Here is a 17,954-nt window from a genome sequence, read left to right as displayed (position 1 = left end):
CAGCTATTCCTTTCTCACTCCGCTCGAAAAGGAATTCCGGCATGACGATGCGGAGAAGTTGTGCTCCGCGTCAGAGTCGATGACATCGACGAGGAGTGTGCATCGCCGGGTTTACGCGTGGTCTTCCACCCCGCCGGTCTCCATGTAGCGGCGGTCGATTTCGGGCAGTTTTTCGCCCGACAGTGTCGCCTCGAAGGCGCGCAGGCGCTTGTGCACCGACTGCAACTCCACGATCGTCGACCACGAATTGAGCAGGAACTGGAGCGATCCGGTGACCCGGCCAAAGGCGTTCGATATCTGGTTCAGTGCGCCGAAGGTGATCTTATGCGCCACCAGCGAGGGACCGAGGATGATGAAGGAGAAGATGTTGTCGGCCTGAAGGTACGTGTAGCGGACGACATTGAAGTAGATGTAGTGGAAATAGAGGCGGAAATAGTTTCTCCGCACGTTCTCGAACAGTTCCGTCGTGGTCGCCGGATCGGCGCGGTCGGCGTGGTCCTCGCCATAGACGAGTTCCTTGCGGTAAGCAGCTTCGACGCGCTGGTTGCGGAATTGCAGGCCGGGCAGCTTGATACCGGCAAGCATGACGGCAAGCGTGCCGAACAGGCACCAGCCGATGGCGGCCACGACGAGCGGTTGCGGCACCGCGCCGATGATCGGCAATTCCGTAATGTGCTGCTGCAACGTGATCATGACCGGCAGGAAGGCGATCAGGGTCATGATCGACTGGACGAAGCTTGAACCCAGATCTTCCATGATCTGTGAAAACCGCATCGTGTCTTCCTGGATACGCTGCGATGCGCCTTCGATGTGGCGCAACTGGCCCCAATGCGAGACGAAATAATTGTTCATCGCCGTGCGCCAGCGGAAGATCCAGTGGGAGACGATGAAGGCGTTGACCACCGACACATTCATGCCGATCAGCGCCAGCCATGCGAAGCTTGCCGCGCCTTGGTAGAATTCGGCATTGGTCGATTTGCCGGTCCCCGACATCAGGCCCTGCACGTAGTCGAAGAACGGCCCGTACCAGTTGTTGACCGCGACCGAGACCTGCACGTTGAAATAGATCATGAACAGGACGATCGAGGTGACGAGGATCGACCAGTTCTGCCAGGGATGCGGCGAATACCAGCGCCAGAAGGCGTAGAAGATCGCAACGCCGAGCGCGAAGTAGATGTAGAACCACAAAAATGGCGTCGACCAGAATACGCTGATGCCGATGATGGGCGGTGCGCCGGGTGCAGCCGCAGGCAGGCCGATCCAAGCGCCAAGCTGCGAACCGCCGAACAGCCAGAACAAAACGAGGAACAGGCTCCAGCCCGCTGCGCTAAGAAAGAACAGTTTGGGCTTCGGAAAGAAGGATACGAACACGGAGGCGGGTTCCTTATTGCACGCGCAAATCAGCCAGATGGCGAGCCAAAGTTATACAGCGTCCTTTGCGCGTCGAATCGGACGCGCGGCGCTGTAGCCGGGCATAAGGTCACACTTCGTTTGCAAAGAAAATGCCCGCGCCGCGCGTGAGCAAAACCAAAATCATGGCGATTTTGGCGCGGCTGACCAAGCTGCTGCGGCGGACAGGACGAGGACGCCGGCGGCGAGCATGGACGGGACGAAGAAACTGCCCGACCATTCAGCGATGATGCCGGCGACGATTGGGCCGATGATCTGGCCGAGGCCGAAGGCTGCGGTCATGATGGCGAACACCTTGCGCGTGGAAAGCGGGGCAAGTTGGCGCGCCGCCTGGATGCCGAGCGCCGTCGGCGCCATGAAGGTCGCGCCGAGCAGGATGCCGCCGGCAAGCGGGCCGATCCGCCCCGTCACCGCGACGCTTGCCGCGACGCCGACCGCCTCGACAAGGCAGGCAATCGCATAGGCGGAGTAGACATTGCTGCGGCGCGCGACGCGCTGCCAGACGAATAGCGAGGGTACCGCCGTCAGGCCGGTAGCCAGCCACACCATTGCCTCGAACACGCGGCTTTCGCCGCCCTGGCGCACGATGGCCACGATGAATGTTGCTGTGATGACATAGCCGAAGCCGAACAGGCCATAAGACAGGATGATCTTGGCGAGAGACGCGTTGCGCGGCAGCGCCGGCTCGCGCTTTGAATTTGCGCCGCCGACGGGGCCTTCGTTTGCAAGAAAAGCGACGAGCACGAAACCGGCCAGCGACAGCGCTCCCGACCAGTACCAGGCGGCTGTCCAGCCGGCATGGATGGTGACGATAGCCGCCATAAGGATCGACGATCCGGCGATGCCGAGGCCGACGCCGCCGAAATGCACGGCTTCGAAACCGGCGCGGCCGCTTCTGGCCAGATGGCTGAAGACGATGCTGGTCATGAACACCATCACGAAGGCGCTGGCGACGCCGGCAAGGAAGCGGATGACGAGGAATGGCGTCATGGTCTCCACGGCCCCCATCAGCGCCACCAGCAAGGTGCTGGCTGCGAGCGCGCCGAACACCACCATGCGTTCGCGGCCATGCGCCCAGCCGCCGGCCGCAACGAGCGCGCCGACGAGATAGCCGAGGTAGTTGGCCGAGGCGATGAGGCCGGCATTGGAGGCGGAAAGCCCAAGCTCCTCCATCATGCCGGGGAGAATCGGCGTGTAGACGAAGCGGCCGATACCCATTGCTACTGCAAGGGAGATCATGCCTGCGACGGCAAAACGAAGCGGTGACGAGGTCGTCTGTTCCATGGCCGCGCACAATATTGTCGTGCGCGGCTGAGACAATGCGACTTCAGTTGGTCCAGCACCGGTTTGTTCGTGGTGTTCCGGTCATCATCCAGACGTGATCGGGCGATGCGCTGAGCCAATTCATAAGGGTGGAAAGGGCAACGGGGCAGGTCTATGTAACAGGCTTGGCATCCATAACCGCAGGCTTTCCCAAATGACCGCACATTTGCCCATCACCACCTCCGTTCCCGGCGGCTCGGTTTCCATCGATCCGGTGAAGCTCGACAGGCTGGCCGAAGTGGCGATCAAGGTCGGGTTGCAACTGCAGCCGGGGCAGGACCTGGTGCTGACCTCGTCGATCGCGGCGCTGCCGTTGACGCGCAAGATCGTCGAACAGGCCTACAAGGCCGGCGCCGGGCTTGTGACGCCGATCTTCAACGACGACGAAATCACGCTGGCGCGCTTCCGGCACGGCGCGGACGATGGCTTCGACCATGCCGCCGGCTGGCTCTATGAGGGCATGGCCAAGGCGTTTTCCAACAATGCGGCAAGGCTTGCGGTGCGCGGCGACGACCCGTCGCTTCTGTCGGGACAGGACCCATCCAGGGTGGCGCGCGCCAACAAGGCGAACTCGATGGCTTACCAGCCGGCGCTGGAGAAGATCACCGGCTTCGACATCAACTGGAACATCGTCGCCTATCCGGAGACGGCATGGGCAAGGCAGGTGTTTCCGGGCGTTAGCGACGAGGTGGCGGTCGGCAAGCTGGCCGACGCGATCTTTGCCGCGAGCCGCGTCGATGGCGATGACCCGATCGGCGCGTGGAAGCTGCACAACGCGGTTCTCAAGGCGCGTACGGAATGGCTGAACGGCCACCGCTTCCATGCGTTGCATTTTACCGGACCCGGCACTGATCTAACGGTAGGTCTGGCCGACGAGCATGAATGGATGGGCGGCGCCTCGACCGCCAAGAACGGCATCACCTGCAACCCCAACATCCCAACCGAGGAAGTCTTCACGACGCCGCATGCGCTCCGGGTGTCGGGCCATGTTTCCTCGACCAAGCCGCTCTCCTATCAGGGCACGCTGATCGACAATATTTCGGTGCGCTTCGAGGAAGGCCGCATCGTCGAGGCCAAGGCGTCGAGGGGCGAGGACGTGCTGAAGAAGGTGCTCGACACCGATGCCGGTTCGCGCCGGCTGGGCGAGGTGGCGCTGGTGCCGCATTCCTCGCCGATTTCGAAAAGCGGCCTTCTGTTCTTCAACACGCTGTTTGATGAAAACGCTGCCTGCCATATCGCGCTTGGCCAGTGCTATTCGAAGTGCTTCGTCAACGGCGCCAAGCTGACGCCGGACGAGATCGCCGCGCGCGGCGGCAACAAGAGCCTCATCCACATCGACTGGATGATCGGGTCCGGCCAGATCGACATCGATGGCGTGCATAGCGATGGCCGCACCGTTCCGGTCATGCGCCAGGGCGAATGGGCCTAAAGCGGGTGCTGGGATGTCAGGCAGTTCGATAGCGATCAAACGCGTCTACGAACCCGCCGCCGATAGCGACGGGCAGCGCGTGCTGGTCGATAGGCTATGGCCGCGCGGGGTCAGGAAGGAAGATGCCAGGCTTGATGAGTGGCTGAAGGAGATCGCGCCGAGCGATGAATTGCGCAAGTGGTTCGGCCACGATCCCGAGCGCTGGACGGAGTTCCATAGGCGCTACCGCGAGGAACTGAAGGGAAAGGCCGAGGCGGTCGAACACCTGCGCGGCCTTGTCGCCAAGGGCAAGGTGACGCTGCTTTTCGGCGCGCATGACGAAAAGCACAACAACGCCGTGGTGCTGGCCGACTACCTGAAGTGAGATTGTGGCTCAGCGGCCGGACAGTTCCTGCGTGTAGACATCCGGCTTGAAGCCGACCAGCAGCCGCTCGCCAAGGTCGAGCACGGGGCGCTTGATCATGGTTGGGTGCTGAAGCATCAGCGCCTTTGCCTTCTTCGGCGTCAGGTCCTTTTTCTCATCGTCGGCCAGCGCGCGAAACGTCGTGCTTGCCTTGTTGAGCAGGATTTCCCAGCCGACCTTGTCGACCCATCCGTCGAGCCGCTTGGCGTCCAGCCCCTGCGCGCGATAGTCATGGAAGGCATAGCCGACCTTGTGGCCTTCCAGCCAGACGCGGGCTTTCTTGATCGTGTCGCAGTTGGGAATGCCGTACATGGTGATGGTCAACGGGCTGTCCTCATTGAAAAAATTTCAGGCACTCAAAGCCGATTCGCGGGGAATTGTCAGTTCGCACCGCAACCTTGCATTTACCAAACATCGTCGCCGTTAACCCGGCATCAAGGTTAATGCACCATTTTCGATGGCAATGGGTTTCAAGTAGCGTCCTGGAGAGTTCCCCGTGCATCGACGTGGTTGGAAGCGGCCGTCAGCCGCCGCCGGTGGCAAGCATCGTTCAATTTTCTCTCCGCTCGTCGTGGGCCTTGGCATCTGGATAGGGTTTCCTACCGTGACTGCCTTTCAGGACATGACCAGTCTTGTCTCGGGCCTCGAGGCGAGTGCTCGCTGGAATTCCTATATCGAGAAGTCGGTGGCCGGTTCGACCCAGGCGGCCGAAATGCCATTCGCGGTGTCTGCATCCACCGGTGCCATGTCGGGTGCCGGCGTCGATTTGCCGGGAGTGGGTACCGTATCGTTCACCAGCAAGAGCGGCGTGGTCGGCGAGACGCCGGACGAGGATAGGATCGTGCGCACCGGCAAGGGTGGCCGCCTGGTCCAGATCGCGCCGGTAGCGCCGCCCAAGAACTTCAACGCCGGCTCGATATTCGAGCGCACAAGTTCGCTTTTGCGCCCCAGCATGGACAGCGACCTGAAGCTTGCCTTCGCCAAGCCGAAGATCAAGGGCAAGGAAGTGGAGATCGCCGCAGCCTTCCATGTCAGGGAAGAGAAGAAGCCGCAGGCGGGCATTTCGCCGATGCTGGCCAAGCTGATCAACAACGACACGCCCGATGTTCTGGCAACCGCCTACGCGCCGGCCGAACCGGACTATGCCAAGGCGTCCCCGTTCGAGGCCCTGCTGCAGGACGAGCAGGCTGATGGAGGTCGCTTCATCCCGCCGATGGGCAAGGGCGACCATTCGTGGCTGAAGAACCCGCTGCCCGCTGCCGTTTTCTCACAGCCGGAACAGGCCTGCCTTGCCAACGCCATCTATTTTGAAGCGCGTAGCGAATCGCTTCGCGGCCAGGCGGCCGTTGCGCAAGTCGTGCTCAACCGCGTTCGCAACCCGACTTATCCAAGTTCGATTTGCGGCGTGGTCTACCAGAACGACAACTGGTTCAACCGCTGCCAGTTCTCGTTCGCCTGCGATGGCCGCAAGGATCGCGTGACCGAACCTTCCCGCTACAAGATCGCCAAGGATATCGCCATGGCGGTGACGGCCGGCAAGATCTTCCTGCCCGAGGTCGGCTCCTCGACCCATTACTACGCCAGCTACGTCAATCCGGGCTGGGCGCGCGCCATGCACAAGATGACCAAGATCGGCCTGCACATCTTCTACCGCACCTATGGCGGCGGATGGAGCTGACAGGGCTTGCTGCCGTTTTTCGCCGGACCGTCTTTTTGCCGGGTTCGCGGCAGGATTCTGCCGATTGACGCTCCAGCCCATGCCGGGCACGATGTCGCACTTGCCTAACTAATTGATTTTTCAATACGAAATACTTGGTTTTGAAAGCCGCGCCGTGGCTTGACGGCGGCTAGCCCTCTAACTATGTTGCGCCGCAATTGGATGCGGACCGACGGTGACGTTATGGCCGGGCAAGGAGGTTGCGATGGCCGATAAGAAAAGGCCAGCCGGAACCGGAGAGACCAGCCCCGGTGACGATCGCAAAGGCGACATCCGCGACGACGAACTTGAGCGGCGTCGGCGTGAGCTTGAAGCATCTCTTGCAGCAAGGCAGCCGGAAACGCTTAAAGGGGAAGACAACGCGAAAGCGGGCGGTGTGATCGGCTACGGTCAGGCCTTCAAGCTGTCCAGCGAGTTCATCGCAGGGATAGCGGTAGGGGTCGGCATAGGCTGGATGGTCGATCGGCTGGCCGGTACCTCGCCTTGGGGGCTGATCGTGTTTCTACTCCTGGGTTTCGCCGCCGGCGTGCTCAACGTCCTGCGTTCGGCTGGCCTGATTGCCGGCTTCGGAGAGGGCAAGTACGGCGTCGGTCCGAAGCGTGATTGAGACACGTCTTGGACGTGATGGTATTTGAGAGAGCCGTGCGCGGCCGTGTGAGGACTGAAAGTGGCAGCTGCTGACAAGGTCGATCCGATCCACCAGTTCCATATCAACAAGATCATCCCGATCGAGTTCGGTGGCTATGATCTGTCCTTCACCAACTCGTCGCTTTTCATGGTCGCCACCGTACTTGTGGCCTCGCTGTTCCTCTACCTCGCCACTTCCGGACGTCACCTCATTCCGTCGCGCTGGCAGTCTTCCGCCGAGATGACCTATGAGTTTGTCGGTTCGATGCTGAAGGATTCCGCGGGATCGCAAGGCATGCGGTTTTTCCCGTTGGTGTTCTCGCTTTTCATGTTCATTCTGACAGCCAACCTGCTTGGCCTGTTCCCCTACTTCTTCACCATCACCAGCCACATCATCGTCACCTTCGCCCTGGCGATCATGGTGATCGGCATCGTGGTGTTCTACGGCCTGGCCAAGCACGGCCTCGGCTTCTTCAAGCTGTTCGTGCCGAGCGGCGTGCCCATGGTGCTGTTGCCGCTGGTCGTGGCCATCGAAGTGGTTTCCTTCCTTTCTCGGCCGGTCAGCCTCTCGGTTCGTCTTTTCGCCAACATGCTGGCAGGCCACATCACGCTCAAGGTTTTCGCCGGCTTCGTCGTTTCGCTGAGCGCGCTGGGCGCGGTCGGCATCGCCGGCGCAATCCTGCCGCTGATCATGGCTGTGGCATTGACCGCGCTCGAATTGCTGGTTGCGGCCCTTCAGGCCTATGTTTTCGCCATCCTCACCTGCATGTACCTGAACGACGCCCTCCACCCGGGCCACTAACCGAATCGCTCGCAGACGGTCTGCGTCGACGAACCCCAAACTGAGATCCTACAAGGAGTTGAACAAATGGAAGCTGAAGCAGCAAAGTACATCGGCGCTGGTATTGCGTGCCTGGGCATGGGTGGCGCGGGCATTGGCCTGGGCAACATCTTCGGCAGCTACCTCGCCGGCGCTCTTCGCAATCCGTCCGCAGCCGATGGCCAGTTCGGCCGCCTGATTTTCGGCTTCGCCGTTACGGAAGCTCTCGGCATTTTCTCGCTGCTCATCGCGCTTCTGGCGCTGTTCGGCTGATCTGTCGTTGAATGTGGGGCCGTCCGCATCGACGCGGCCGGCCCGAATGACGGGGACGAGAAATGTTCGTGACACCAGCCTATGGGCAAGAAACCGCGCCTGCTGCCGAAGGCAGTGATGCGCATGCCACAAGCGGCGCACAGGCCGGAACGGAAGTTCCGCACGAGGCGGCGCATGAGGGTACGTTTCCGCCTTTCGATCCGGCGACCTTCGCATCGCAGATCTTCTGGCTGGCCATCACGTTCGGCCTGTTCTACCTCTTCCTGAAGCGGGTGGTGATGCCGCGCCTTGCCGGCATTCTCGACACGCGTTCCAGCCGGATCACCCAGGATCTGGACCAGGCCGCCAGGCTGAAGGGCGAGGCGGATGCCGCTGTAGCTGCCTACGAGCAGGAACTGGCGGAAGCCAAGGCAGGCGCCAACGCCATCGGCCAGCAGGCCCGTGATGCAGCGAAGGCCGAAGCCGAGGCCGCTCGCAAGAAGGTCGAGGTAAATCTGGAGAAGAAGCTGGCCGAGGCCGAGGCGCATATTGCCTCGATCAAGTCCAGCGCCATGAAGGATGTCGGCGGCATCGCTGAATCCACCGCAACGGCAATCGTCGAGCAACTGGTCGGCAAGGCCGACAAGGCAGGCGTGGCCGCGGCAGTGAAATCGATCGCGGGCTGAGGGAAGAGCAATGGACGCAACATCTCTCGCAACCGTATGGGCAACCATCGCCCTCTTAATCTTCATCGGCATCTGCATTTACGTGAAGGTGCCGGCAGTGATTTCCAAGTCGCTTGACCAGCGGGCGGACAAGATCCGCAGCGAGCTGGACGAGGCCCGCAAGCTGCGCGAGGAGGCACAGTCGCTTCTGGCCGAGTACCAGAAGAAGCGCAAGGCCGCCGAGCAGGAGGCTGCCGACATCGTCGAGGCCGCCAAGCGCGAAGCTGCGGTGCTTGCCGAGGAAGCCCACAAGAAGACCGAGGAATACGTTACCCGCCGCACCGCGCTTGCCGAACAGAAGATCGGCCAGGCCGAGCGCGAGGCGATCAACGAGGTGCGCGCCAGCGCCGTCGATCTTGCTGTCGAGGCCGCTCGCAAGGTTCTGGCAGGCCGTGTCGATGCCAAGGCGGATGGCGACCTGTTCAAGGCTTCGCTGGCCGAGGTCAAAGCCAAGCTTAACTAAGTTCGAGCCAACGTATCACCGAGACATCGAGCCGCTGGGGAAACCCGGCGGCTTTTTGTTGGGGGGATGAAGGGGCAAGTCCTTCAGCTTTGGGCCGCCCGCTTCAATTGCCTGAGTTCATGCGGGCCTTCGAAGGCTACAACTCATTTTCGGGAGACCTGTTTTCGCGGTCAGATGCCGAGAGATACGGTTTCAGGCTCTGCGGCATCGTCGGTTTCCAGCCTGAACGGGGCGAAGGAAACGCGGTGCAGGCGCTTCAATGGGCCATGCGCCTTGATGGCGACGCGGTGGCGCTGGGTCGCGTAGCCCATGTGAACCTCGAAGCCGTAGTGGACATGAAGCTTGCCGCAGTCGGCCATCATGCGGTCGCGCATGACTTTGGCGACGATGGAGGCTGCGGCGATCGACTGCGAGCGCTGATCGCCTTTGACCAGCGCGCGTCCGAGACAGGGCAGGCCGGGCGGTACGTCGCGGCCATCGGCCAGAGCGAGCTTCGGCCGGACCGGCAGGCCGCACAGCGCCCGCCGCATTGCCTCGAGGCTGGCCTTGCGGATGTCGCTGGCGTCGATGCCTTCGGCGCAGACCGATGCCATGGCGACGCCGAGCGCCGAGCCGAGGATCGTCTCGAAGACGGCCTCACGCTGCGCATGGCTGAGCCGTTTGGAATCGTCGAGGCCATCTGGAATATTGGCTGGGTCGAGCACTACGGCAGCCGCCACGACCGGCCCCGCGAGCGGGCCGCGCCCGGCTTCGTCCATTCCGGCAACCGGCCACAGGCCTTCTGCTTTCGCCGCCGTTTCGAAGGAGAAGTCTGGACGTTCGACGATGTCGAAGAGAAGCGGAGAATCGGGGCGCGCGCGAACCATGGTGCGGCGAGGTTCGCATTGGCCCCGATTCTCCGCAAGACCCTTCCGGCCGGTGGGGGAGCGGGCGGGAAGGGCACCGTCGGCGGGGACGGGCCGGACGGGAGGGGAACAGGACGGAACGGATGCCGTTCCGGCAAAAAGTCACAAAAGCATCAACTGCTCGTTCTCCTTGGCGGCGGCGACGAACTGGTCGGTGCGCAGCGTGCGCCGCTCGATGTTGAGGCCGAGCCGCTTGGCGGCGATTTCAAAGCGCCGCCCGATCTGCCAAGCATAGGGACCGGCGCCCTTCATGCGCTTGCCCCATTCGGAATCGTAGTCCTTGCCGTCGCGCATCGAGCGCACCAGCGACATCACGTGGCGATAACGGTCGGGATAGTGGCGCAGCAGCCAGTCCTTGAAGATCGGGCTGACCTCAAGCGGCAGCCGCAGGACCACGTAGCCCGCTTCGCGTGCGCCAGCGGCGCGCGCCGAATCGAGGATGCGTTCCATTTCCTGGTCGGTGAGGCCCGGGATGATCGGCGCCACCATGACCGATGTGGGAATGCCCGCATCGGTGAGTTGCCGGATCGCTTCGAGCCGCTTGGTCGGCGTCGAGGCGCGCGGTTCCATCGTCCTCGCCAGCATGCGGTCCAGCGTCGTGACCGACAGCGCCACCTTGGCAAGGCCGCGCTCGGCCATCCGCGCCAATATGTCGATGTCGCGCGTTACCAGTGCGGACTTGGTGACGATGCCGACCGGGTGGCCGCGCGCCTCGAGCACTTCGAGGATTTCGCGCATGATGCGGTACTGTTTCTCGATCGGCTGGTAGGGATCGGTGTTGGTGCCGATGGCGATGGTGCGCGGCGTGTAGCCGTCCTTCGACAGTTCCCTGTCGAGCAGACGGGCGGCGTCCGGCTTGGCAAACAGCTTCGCTTCGAAGTCGAGACCCGGCGACAGGCCCATGAACGCGTGCGTCGGTCGGGCAAAGCAGTAGACGCAGCCATGTTCGCAACCGCGATAGGGGTTGATCGAACGGTCGAAGGAAATGTCCGGCGACTCGTTGCGGGTGATGATGGTGCGCGGCCGTTCGACCTGCACTTCGGTCTTGAACGGCGGCAAATCCTCCAGCGAATCCCAGCCGTCGTCGAAGACATGGCGGCTGACCGGCTCGAAGCGGCCCGACGGGTTGATGCCCGCCGAGCGCCCGCGATTGCGGTCCGGCCGCACGCGCATCCCGCTTTGTTCAATCATCGCATTGGCCATCTCTGCTCGTCCGGCCCCGAAAGCTGCAATGTCTGCGCGCACGATCTGTTCCATCTTGGCCTTCTCCCAAGGTGTATTTCCGGGCTGTCGAATCGCCGTTCTCATGAAATTATTCCTATCCACCAAATAAGAACAAAGCAAGAACTTTGTTGTCGGGGCACTAACCTGGAACTGGTGGAAGGCCAAGCTTTCGGCTATGGCATCCGGATGCTGAGCGCCGTGATCGAAACCGAAAATGACGAAGAGGGGCTGGCGCGCACGCTGGCTTCGCTGATCGGCGGCGCGGTCGAGGGCGTGCTGCGCGATGTCCTCGTGCGCGACCAGGGTTCGACCGACCAGACCCACAAGGTTGCCGACCATGCCGGCTGCGTGTGGCTGGAAGGTGCCGATCTCGGGGCGGCGATCCATCGGGCCAAGGGCGAATGGCTGCTTTTTCTGCAACCGGGCGCGCGGCTGCTCGACGGCTGGGTCGATGATGTCGCGGCCCATATGGCCAAGGCCGCGATGCCGGCGCGCTTCAGCCGTTCCCGCGCCGACCGTGCGCCTTTCCTGTCGCGCGTTTTTGTTCGCCCCGATACGCTGGCGCAAGGCTTGCTGATCCCCAAGGCAAGGGCGTTGGCGCTGGCGAAAAGTGCTGCCGATGCCGAGGCTCTCGCGCGCGGGCTCGCCATGAAGACGCTGCAGGCGGAGATCGTACCGGCTTCGCAGAAGAGCTAGGGGATTGGCGCTGCCGGGGACGCTTTTCTGCTCCGCCCTTAAGCTCGCTCGTCGCTGGCGGGGACCCCGAGCAGTGGCCAGACGCTGGTCGAGGTCGTGCTTTATGGTTGCCACGCCCGGATTTTCATCCGTCTGGCCATTGTCAAAGAACTGACCTTTGCCGTTGAGGCGCAGGTCGGGAGGACGGGCGGCCGTTCGGTCGCTCGTTTAGATAAAGTATGCGGCCTTGCGGCCGCCCGTCCGGTGTCTGTCATCCAGTCGACCGGTCCCAAGATCGTCCGATGGGTCTCACCCTGTCGCGACGATCAGGCGAAATGCGCCTCCTGCCGCCACGGGTTCTCTTTCCTTTGTCATGGAAAGCCCGCCGCAGGACGCCGGCCTGTCGGATGCCCTCGGGTCCATTGGCGCCGAACCAATGGGGGGAGGTCACCGCCGCCCTAACCGTTGCCCGGTGCGCAGCCGGTTCCCGCAAGAGCGATGGGACTGAGTATGAGGGAGGTGCGGAAGGGTGGGGAAAAGCGGGTGCAAAGTTTTTTGCGGAAGCGAGTGGGAACAAGGGGTTGGCATGGGCTGTGGATAGAAAAGTGGGTGGTGTGGTCCACGTCTGGCAAGGTCGGCGCTTGGCGAGGTCAGCGCTGCCCCTCACCCTTACCCTCTCCCCGTAGAAAACGGGGAGAGGGGGACATCTACGCCGGTGCCGGACACCCCTCATCCGACCTCGCTGCGCTCGGCCACCGCGCAGCCGGTTCTGTACCGTTGATGCGCGTCCTCGATGTCACGGAATGGATCCCGGATATTCCTTCCTCGCTCCGCTCGGAAGCGAATTCCGGGATGACGAGGCGGAGGCCAGGGTGCCTGGCTGTTGGGTCAGCGCGGGACGCCGGCGACGGAGCCGCGCACGACGAGATCGACGGGCCAGACCTCACCGCGGATGTCGGTTTCGAGACCCGAAATGCGAGCCGCCAGACGTTCTGCCACGCGCGCGCCGGCTGCCCGGATCGAGGAACGGGTGGTGGCGAGCGGCACGGAGAAATTCTCCGGTTTAAGCCACGAAAAAACGTCGTCATGGGCGATCAGCGAAACGTCGCTCGGAATGCTGACGGCAAGGTCGCGCGCGGCCCGCACAACGCCAAGCGCCATGATGAGACTGGAGCAGAGGATGGCGGTCGGCGCGTCGGCGCTTTCGAGCAGCCGCCGCGCTGCCCGATAGCCGTTCTCCTCGGTCATCGTCATCGAGAGGGTGTGCCGGTCGTCGAGCGACAGGCCGTCGCCGGCGAGCGCGCGGCGCACCCCTTGCTCGCGGTGGATGGCGAAGGTCTCCCTGATGTCGCCGTTGATGAGCGCAATGCGCCGATGGCCGAGCTGCAGCAGCAGCCGCGTCGCCTCGCGAAAGGCCCCCTCATTGTCGATGTCGATATAGGAATAGTCGAATGCGTGGTCGTCGCTGCGGCCATGCACGATGAAAGGAATGCCGAGCGCATGCAGGAGCGCGATGCGGCGGTCGGCGGGGAGGGGCGAGGAGATGTAGACGGCATCGACCTGCTTGTTGGCCACGATGCGGCGGTAGGTGGTTTCCTGGTCGTCGGCGTCGGCGGGCGACAGCACGAGGTCCAATTCATGCGAGCGGGCATAGTCGCCGAGACCGGACAGGAATTCGACGAAATGCGGATCGATGTCGACGCTGGCACCGGTCGGCAGCACATAGCCGATCATGCCGGTCTTGCCGGTGGCCAGCCGACGCGCGCTCGGGTTAGGGCGGTAGCCGTGCCGCTTGGCGGCGTCCATCACGCGCCGGCGCGTTTCCTCGTTGACCTCCGGATAGCCGTTCAGCGCACGGCTCACCGTCGTCTGCGAAAGCGCCAGCATCTGGGATAGCTGCTTGAGGTTCAAGAACCTGTCTCCGAAATCCAAAGCGCTTTAAAAACTCGAGCCAAAGACGCGAGTGTGCTCCGTTCAACAATAGGCGCAGCGACGGGCCGATGAAAGGCGGAACCGTTGCTGCGGCGCAAAAATGCATGATGCAGTGCAGAAAAGGAGCGATCCGGTCAAAAATTAAATCGATTAGTGTTTAAGCGGCTTGACTCTCCTTCGATTCAGTGACGAGATAAGAAGAACCAAAGCGCTTTGAAATTGCCTTCAAAGAGTCAGGTCTGGCCTTGAAGGCGCAAAGCAGCCTCGGCGCGCGGAATGGAGGTTCCGCACGATATCTTGCACCATTGGGAGGAAGCCGATGAAGAAGATGCTTTTGACGGGCGCGGCCCTTGTCGCGCTGGCGTGGAGCCTGCCCGCGCATGCGGACCTGAAGTTCAAGCCGGGTGAGGACCAGAAGTTCCACTGGGCGAATTTCGATGAACTGAAGAAGGTCGATCTCAAGGGCGAGACGCTGACCATTTTCGGGCCGTGGCGCGGCGAGGACGAGGAGCTGGTGCGTTCGGTGCTGGCCTATTTCATCGAGGCCACCGGCGTGGAAGTGAAATACTCCTCTTCCGAAAACTATGAGCAGCAGATCGTCATCGACACGCAGGCCGGCAGCCCGCCCAATATCGCCATCCTGCCGCAGCCGGGCCTGATCCAGGACCTTGCGTCCAAGGGGCTGCTGACCCCGCTTGGCGACGATGTCGCCAGTTGGGTGAAGGACAATTACGGCGCCGGCCAGTCCTGGGTCGATCTCGGCACCTACAAGGGCAAGGACGGCACGCCGGGCTACTACGCTTTCCCCTACAAGGCCGATGTGAAGTCGCTGGTCTGGTATTCGCCGGACAATTTTGAGGAAGCCGGCTACGAGGTTCCCAAGACGCAGGAAGACCTGACGGCGCTTGAGCAGAAGATCATTGCCGACGGCGGCAAGCCGTGGTGCATCGGGCTTGGCTCGGGCGGTGCGACCGGCTGGCCGGCGACGGACTGGGTGGAAGACATCATGCTGCGCACGCAGCCGCCCGAAACCTACGACAAGTGGGTGAAGAACGAGATTCCGTTCAATGATCCGGCGGTGGTGAACGCCATCGACATCTTCGGCAAGATCGCGACCGACGACAAGATGGTCGACGGCGGCGCGGCGGCGGTTGCGGCGACCGACTTCCGCGACAGTCCCAAGGGCCTCTTCACGGTGCCGCCGAAGTGCTACATGCACCATCAGGCATCGTTCATTCCCTCCTTCTTCCCGGAAGGGACCGAACTCGGCGTCGATGCGGACTTCTTCTACTATCCGCCCTACGCCTCCAAGCCGGAGCTTGGCCAGCCGGTTCTGGGCGCCGGCACGCTGGTGATGATCACCAAGGATTCCAAGGCCGCGCGCGAATTCATCAAGTTCCTCGAAATGCCGCTCGCGCATGAATTGTGGATGGCGCAGAAGAGCTTCGTGACCCCGTTCAAGGGCGCGAACACCGAGGCCTATGGTTCGGATGCGTTGAAGAAGCAGGGTGAGATCCTGGCCAATGCCACGACCTTCCGCTTCGACGGTTCAGACCTGATGCCGGGCAAGATCGGTGCAGGTTCGTTCTGGACCGGCATGGTCGACCTGGTTGGCGGCAAGCCGGCAGAAGCCGTGGCAACCGACATCCAGAAGAGCTGGGACGCCATCAAGTAGAGGCGAGGGGCGGACGCAGCCTCCCAGGCGCGCTGGCCCGGACCCTAGAAGGCCCGGGCCAGTGGGAGGGGAGACAAGCGTGACATTTCATGCGGCCTGACGCGGTGCCCATGGGCTGACCGTGCGTGGCGGCTGCGCGACAAGGGATGGGGCAGGGATTGTCCCGACCGGAAAAGAATCGGCTCTCGGGGGAGGAACCCATGGCAGCGCAGATTTTCTCGGCCATTTTCGTCATCATTGTCGGTGTCGGCGGTTGCGTCGCCTATTTCTGGGGCGCGAACAAGCTGCTCGACCTGATCTTTCCCTCGCGCGGCGTGGCAGGCGCTGCGGCCGTCGACAATCTGCGCCGGCAAGGTCTGGTGCGGCCATGGCTGTTCGTCGGCCCGGCGTTGCTGATCCTGACGGTCTACCTCATCTATCCGGTCATCGAGACGCTGAGGCTTTCGTTCATGGACCGGGGCGGCGAGCATTTCGTCGGCTTCGCCAACTACGCCTGGGCCTTCGGCGACCGCGAGTTCCGCAACTCCATCCTCAACAACATCTTGTGGCTGGCGGTGGTGCCGGCGGCCTGCACCTTCCTCGGGCTGGTGATTGCGGTTTTGACCGACCGCATCTGGTGGGGAACGATTGCCAAGAGCCTGATCTTTTTGCCGCTGGCGATCTCGTTCGTGGGCGCCAGCGTGATCTGGAAATTCATCTTTGAGTATCGCGGCGAAGGCCAGGTGCAGATCGGCATCCTCAACGCCATCGTGCAGTATTTCGGCGGCGCGCCGCAGGTGTGGATTTCGATCCCCTTCTGGAACAACTTCTTTTTGATGGTGATCCTGATCTGGATCCAGACCGGCTTTGCCATGGTGATCCTGTCGTCGGCGCTGCGCGGCATTCCGGAGGAAACGCTGGAGGCGGCGGTGATCGACGGGGCAAGCCCGTTCCAGATTTTCTGGAAGATCATGATCCCGCAGATATGGGGCACGATCGCGGTGGTGTGGACCACGATCACCATTCTGGTGCTGAAGGTCTTCGACATCGTCTTGACCATGACCAACGGCCAGTGGAACAGCCAGGTGCTCGCCAATCTCATGTTCGACTGGATGTTCCGTGGCGGCGGCGATTTCGGCCGTGGCGCGACCATTGCGATCATCATCATGATCGCGGTGATCCCGATCATGATCTGGAACATACGCCAGGCCAACCGCGAGACGGGAGGGCATTGAGATGGCTGGTTCGACCGGAAAATCCTTCATCGGCCGTTTCGGCGTCCATTTTGCCGTGCTGGTGTTCGTCGTCATCTGGACGATCCCGACGCTCGGCATCCTGGTGTCGTCGCTGCGCGACAAGGACCAGATCATCGCATCGGGCTGGTGGAATTCGTTTTCGACCTCGAGCCAGACCGGCGCGGGGCGTCTCGGAACGGCTGCCGACCAGGTCGAGAAGGACGGCAAGTTCCTGATCATGGGCAATCTGTTCGAGGCGGGAAACGCCGCGACGTTGTCTGCCTTCGGCGTGCGTTCGCAGGAGCCAACCAAGTATGAGGCAGGCTCGGTCGCGGAGCTGAACGACGGCGTGACGCTGCAGGTCAACGAGGACGGCTCCTATGTGCTGACCTCGCCGGTGAAGTTCGAAGGCGCGCGCGGCCAGCGCGTCTACTACGCGGCATCGACGCCGCCGCGCTTCACCACGGAGAACTACCAGACGGTGCTGTTTTCCGAAGGCATCGGCCGCTCTTTCATGAATTCTCTGACGGTCACGATCCCGGCCACGGTGATCCCGATCCTGATCGCCGCCTTTGCCGCCTACGCGCTGGCCTGGATGCGGTTTCCGGGACGGGCGCTGTTGATCGCCGTCATCATCGGCCTGCTCGTCGTGCCGCTGCAGATGTCGCTGATCCCGCTGCTCAAGCTCTATAACGGCGTCGGCGTGTTCTTCGGCGTGCCGGTGAAGACCTATCTCGGCATCTGGCTGGCGCATACCGGCTTCGGCCTGCCTTTCGCCATCTACCTGCTGCGCAGCTACATCGCCGGCCTGCCGCGCGAGATCATGGAATCGGCGCGCATCGATGGTGCCAGCGACTTCGAGATCTTCGTCAAGATCGTGCTGCCGCTGTCGTTCCCCGTGCTGGCTTCGTTCGCCATCTTCCAGTTCCTGTGGGTGTGGAACGACCTTTTGGTGGCGATGGTGTTCCTCGGCACCGAGGCAGACCAGATCGTGCTGACCGCCAAGCTGAATGCGCTTTTGGGTTCGCGCGGCGGCGACTGGGAAATCCTAACCACCTCAGCCTTCGTCACCATCATCGTGCCGCTGATCGTGTTCTTCTCACTGCAACGCTACTTCGTGCGCGGCCTTCTCGCCGGCTCGGTCAAGGGAGGCTGATTTC

The 17,954-nt window shown here is 62.4% G+C and carries 18 protein-coding genes; 12 read left to right on the top strand and 6 right to left on the bottom strand.

Translation table 11 applies throughout. The features are described from left to right. Window positions 1-111: 111 nt before the first annotated feature. Complete coding sequence (gene sbmA / locus ACODTY_RS10730) at window positions 112-1,371, bottom strand: peptide antibiotic transporter SbmA (protein WP_488994254.1); 1,260 nt, start codon at window positions 1,369-1,371, stop codon at window positions 112-114. Between the two features lie 162 nt (window positions 1,372-1,533). Then, window positions 1,534-2,694: a YbfB/YjiJ family MFS transporter gene (locus tag ACODTY_RS10725; RefSeq protein WP_488994253.1), complete on the bottom strand. Its 1,161-nt coding sequence runs from the start codon at window positions 2,692-2,694 to the stop codon at window positions 1,534-1,536. A 193-nt stretch (window positions 2,695-2,887) separates the two neighbouring features. Here ACODTY_RS10725 and ACODTY_RS10720 point away from each other — a divergent pair, with 193 nt between their 5' ends. Both ACODTY_RS10720 and ACODTY_RS10715 read left to right on the top strand, forming a co-directional pair. Then, window positions 2,888-4,162: an aminopeptidase gene (locus ACODTY_RS10720; protein ID WP_488994252.1), complete on the top strand. Its 1,275-nt coding sequence runs from the start codon at window positions 2,888-2,890 to the stop codon at window positions 4,160-4,162. 13 nt (window positions 4,163-4,175) lie between these two features. Beyond that, the gene (locus ACODTY_RS10715) at window positions 4,176-4,526 is read left to right on the top strand and encodes a DUF488 domain-containing protein (RefSeq protein WP_488994251.1); all 351 of its coding nucleotides are present in this window, start codon (window positions 4,176-4,178) and stop codon (window positions 4,524-4,526) included. A 9-nt stretch (window positions 4,527-4,535) separates the two neighbouring features. On the opposite strand, the gene ACODTY_RS10710 is transcribed toward ACODTY_RS10715, so the two are convergent. Further along, complete coding sequence (locus ACODTY_RS10710) at window positions 4,536-4,889, bottom strand: ArsC family reductase (protein WP_488994250.1); 354 nt, start codon at window positions 4,887-4,889, stop codon at window positions 4,536-4,538. Window positions 4,890-5,061: 172 nt separating this feature from the next. On the opposite strand from ACODTY_RS10710, the gene ACODTY_RS10705 reads away from it, so the two are divergent. The 6 genes from ACODTY_RS10705 (at window position 5,062) to ACODTY_RS10680 (ending at window position 9,169) form a co-directional block, all read left to right on the top strand. Continuing rightward, window positions 5,062-6,243 (top strand): cell wall hydrolase, encoded by a 1,182-nt coding sequence (locus ACODTY_RS10705; protein ID WP_488994249.1) that lies wholly within the window; start codon window positions 5,062-5,064, stop codon window positions 6,241-6,243. A 244-nt stretch (window positions 6,244-6,487) separates the two neighbouring features. Further along, entirely contained in the window at window positions 6,488-6,889 is a 402-nt protein-coding gene (locus tag ACODTY_RS10700; protein WP_488994248.1) for an AtpZ/AtpI family protein, read from the top strand. A 60-nt stretch (window positions 6,890-6,949) separates the two neighbouring features. After that, window positions 6,950-7,711, top strand: coding sequence for a F0F1 ATP synthase subunit A (locus tag ACODTY_RS10695; protein WP_488994247.1), 762 nt, complete (start codon window positions 6,950-6,952; stop codon window positions 7,709-7,711). A 66-nt stretch (window positions 7,712-7,777) separates the two neighbouring features. Next, window positions 7,778-8,002: a F0F1 ATP synthase subunit C gene (locus tag ACODTY_RS10690; protein WP_056103679.1), complete on the top strand. Its 225-nt coding sequence runs from the start codon at window positions 7,778-7,780 to the stop codon at window positions 8,000-8,002. Between the two features lie 62 nt (window positions 8,003-8,064). Further along, entirely contained in the window at window positions 8,065-8,667 is a 603-nt protein-coding gene (locus ACODTY_RS10685; RefSeq protein ID WP_488994246.1) for a F0F1 ATP synthase subunit B, read from the top strand. Window positions 8,668-8,677: 10 nt separating this feature from the next. Then, the gene (locus tag ACODTY_RS10680; RefSeq protein WP_488994245.1) at window positions 8,678-9,169 is read left to right on the top strand and encodes a F0F1 ATP synthase subunit B; all 492 of its coding nucleotides are present in this window, start codon (window positions 8,678-8,680) and stop codon (window positions 9,167-9,169) included. A 170-nt stretch (window positions 9,170-9,339) separates the two neighbouring features. Here ACODTY_RS10680 and rnhB read toward each other — a convergent pair whose 3' ends face one another. After that, a complete protein-coding gene (rnhB, locus tag ACODTY_RS10675) occupies window positions 9,340-10,035 on the bottom strand; it encodes a ribonuclease HII (protein ID WP_488994244.1) in 696 nt (231 codons plus the stop codon). 141 nt (window positions 10,036-10,176) lie between these two features. Beyond that, window positions 10,177-11,331, bottom strand: a complete 1,155-nt coding sequence (locus ACODTY_RS10670) for a PA0069 family radical SAM protein (RefSeq protein ID WP_488994243.1) — start codon at window positions 11,329-11,331, stop codon at window positions 10,177-10,179. Window positions 11,332-11,484: 153 nt separating this feature from the next. Here ACODTY_RS10670 and ACODTY_RS10665 point away from each other — a divergent pair, with 153 nt between their 5' ends. Then, window positions 11,485-11,994: a glycosyltransferase family protein gene (locus ACODTY_RS10665; RefSeq protein WP_488994261.1), complete on the top strand. Its 510-nt coding sequence runs from the start codon at window positions 11,485-11,487 to the stop codon at window positions 11,992-11,994. A gap of 867 nt (window positions 11,995-12,861) precedes the next feature. Here the strand turns inward: ACODTY_RS10665 and ACODTY_RS10660 are convergent. Then, entirely contained in the window at window positions 12,862-13,884 is a 1,023-nt protein-coding gene (locus ACODTY_RS10660) for a substrate-binding domain-containing protein (RefSeq protein WP_488994242.1), read from the bottom strand. A 340-nt stretch (window positions 13,885-14,224) separates the two neighbouring features. Here ACODTY_RS10660 and ACODTY_RS10655 point away from each other — a divergent pair, with 340 nt between their 5' ends. The 3 genes from ACODTY_RS10655 (at window position 14,225) to ACODTY_RS10645 (ending at window position 17,950) form a co-directional block, all read left to right on the top strand. Beyond that, a complete protein-coding gene (locus ACODTY_RS10655) occupies window positions 14,225-15,580 on the top strand; it encodes an ABC transporter substrate-binding protein (RefSeq protein WP_488994241.1) in 1,356 nt (451 codons plus the stop codon). A gap of 200 nt (window positions 15,581-15,780) precedes the next feature. Next, window positions 15,781-16,794, top strand: a complete 1,014-nt coding sequence (locus tag ACODTY_RS10650; protein WP_488994240.1) for a carbohydrate ABC transporter permease — start codon at window positions 15,781-15,783, stop codon at window positions 16,792-16,794. A gap of 1 nt (window position 16,795) precedes the next feature. Beyond that, a complete protein-coding gene (locus tag ACODTY_RS10645) occupies window positions 16,796-17,950 on the top strand; it encodes a carbohydrate ABC transporter permease (RefSeq protein WP_488994239.1) in 1,155 nt (384 codons plus the stop codon). Window positions 17,951-17,954 lie beyond the last annotated feature (4 nt).

The organism is Mesorhizobium sp. FG116 (genome assembly GCF_057809835.1).
This window is presented reverse-complemented; position numbering and strand designations above follow the sequence as displayed.

Coding starts and splice junctions, on each gene's coding strand:
- ACODTY_RS10725 (WP_488994253.1), bottom strand. CDS start 2,694: ATGGAACAGACGACCTCGTCACCGCTTCGTTTTGCCGTCGCAGGCATG.
- ACODTY_RS10720 (WP_488994252.1), top strand. CDS start 2,888: ATGACCGCACATTTGCCCATCACCACCTCCGTTCCCGGCGGCTCGGTT.
- ACODTY_RS10715 (WP_488994251.1), top strand. CDS start 4,176: ATGTCAGGCAGTTCGATAGCGATCAAACGCGTCTACGAACCCGCCGCC.
- ACODTY_RS10700 (WP_488994248.1), top strand. CDS start 6,488: ATGGCCGATAAGAAAAGGCCAGCCGGAACCGGAGAGACCAGCCCCGGT.
- ACODTY_RS10690 (WP_056103679.1), top strand. CDS start 7,778: ATGGAAGCTGAAGCAGCAAAGTACATCGGCGCTGGTATTGCGTGCCTG.
- ACODTY_RS10685 (WP_488994246.1), top strand. CDS start 8,065: ATGTTCGTGACACCAGCCTATGGGCAAGAAACCGCGCCTGCTGCCGAA.
- ACODTY_RS10680 (WP_488994245.1), top strand. CDS start 8,678: ATGGACGCAACATCTCTCGCAACCGTATGGGCAACCATCGCCCTCTTA.
- rnhB (WP_488994244.1), bottom strand. CDS start 10,035: ATGGTTCGCGCGCGCCCCGATTCTCCGCTTCTCTTCGACATCGTCGAA.
- ACODTY_RS10670 (WP_488994243.1), bottom strand. CDS start 11,331: ATGGAACAGATCGTGCGCGCAGACATTGCAGCTTTCGGGGCCGGACGA.
- ACODTY_RS10665 (WP_488994261.1), top strand. CDS start 11,485: ATGCTGAGCGCCGTGATCGAAACCGAAAATGACGAAGAGGGGCTGGCG.
- ACODTY_RS10655 (WP_488994241.1), top strand. CDS start 14,225: ATGAAGAAGATGCTTTTGACGGGCGCGGCCCTTGTCGCGCTGGCGTGG.
- ACODTY_RS10650 (WP_488994240.1), top strand. CDS start 15,781: ATGGCAGCGCAGATTTTCTCGGCCATTTTCGTCATCATTGTCGGTGTC.
- ACODTY_RS10645 (WP_488994239.1), top strand. CDS start 16,796: ATGGCTGGTTCGACCGGAAAATCCTTCATCGGCCGTTTCGGCGTCCAT.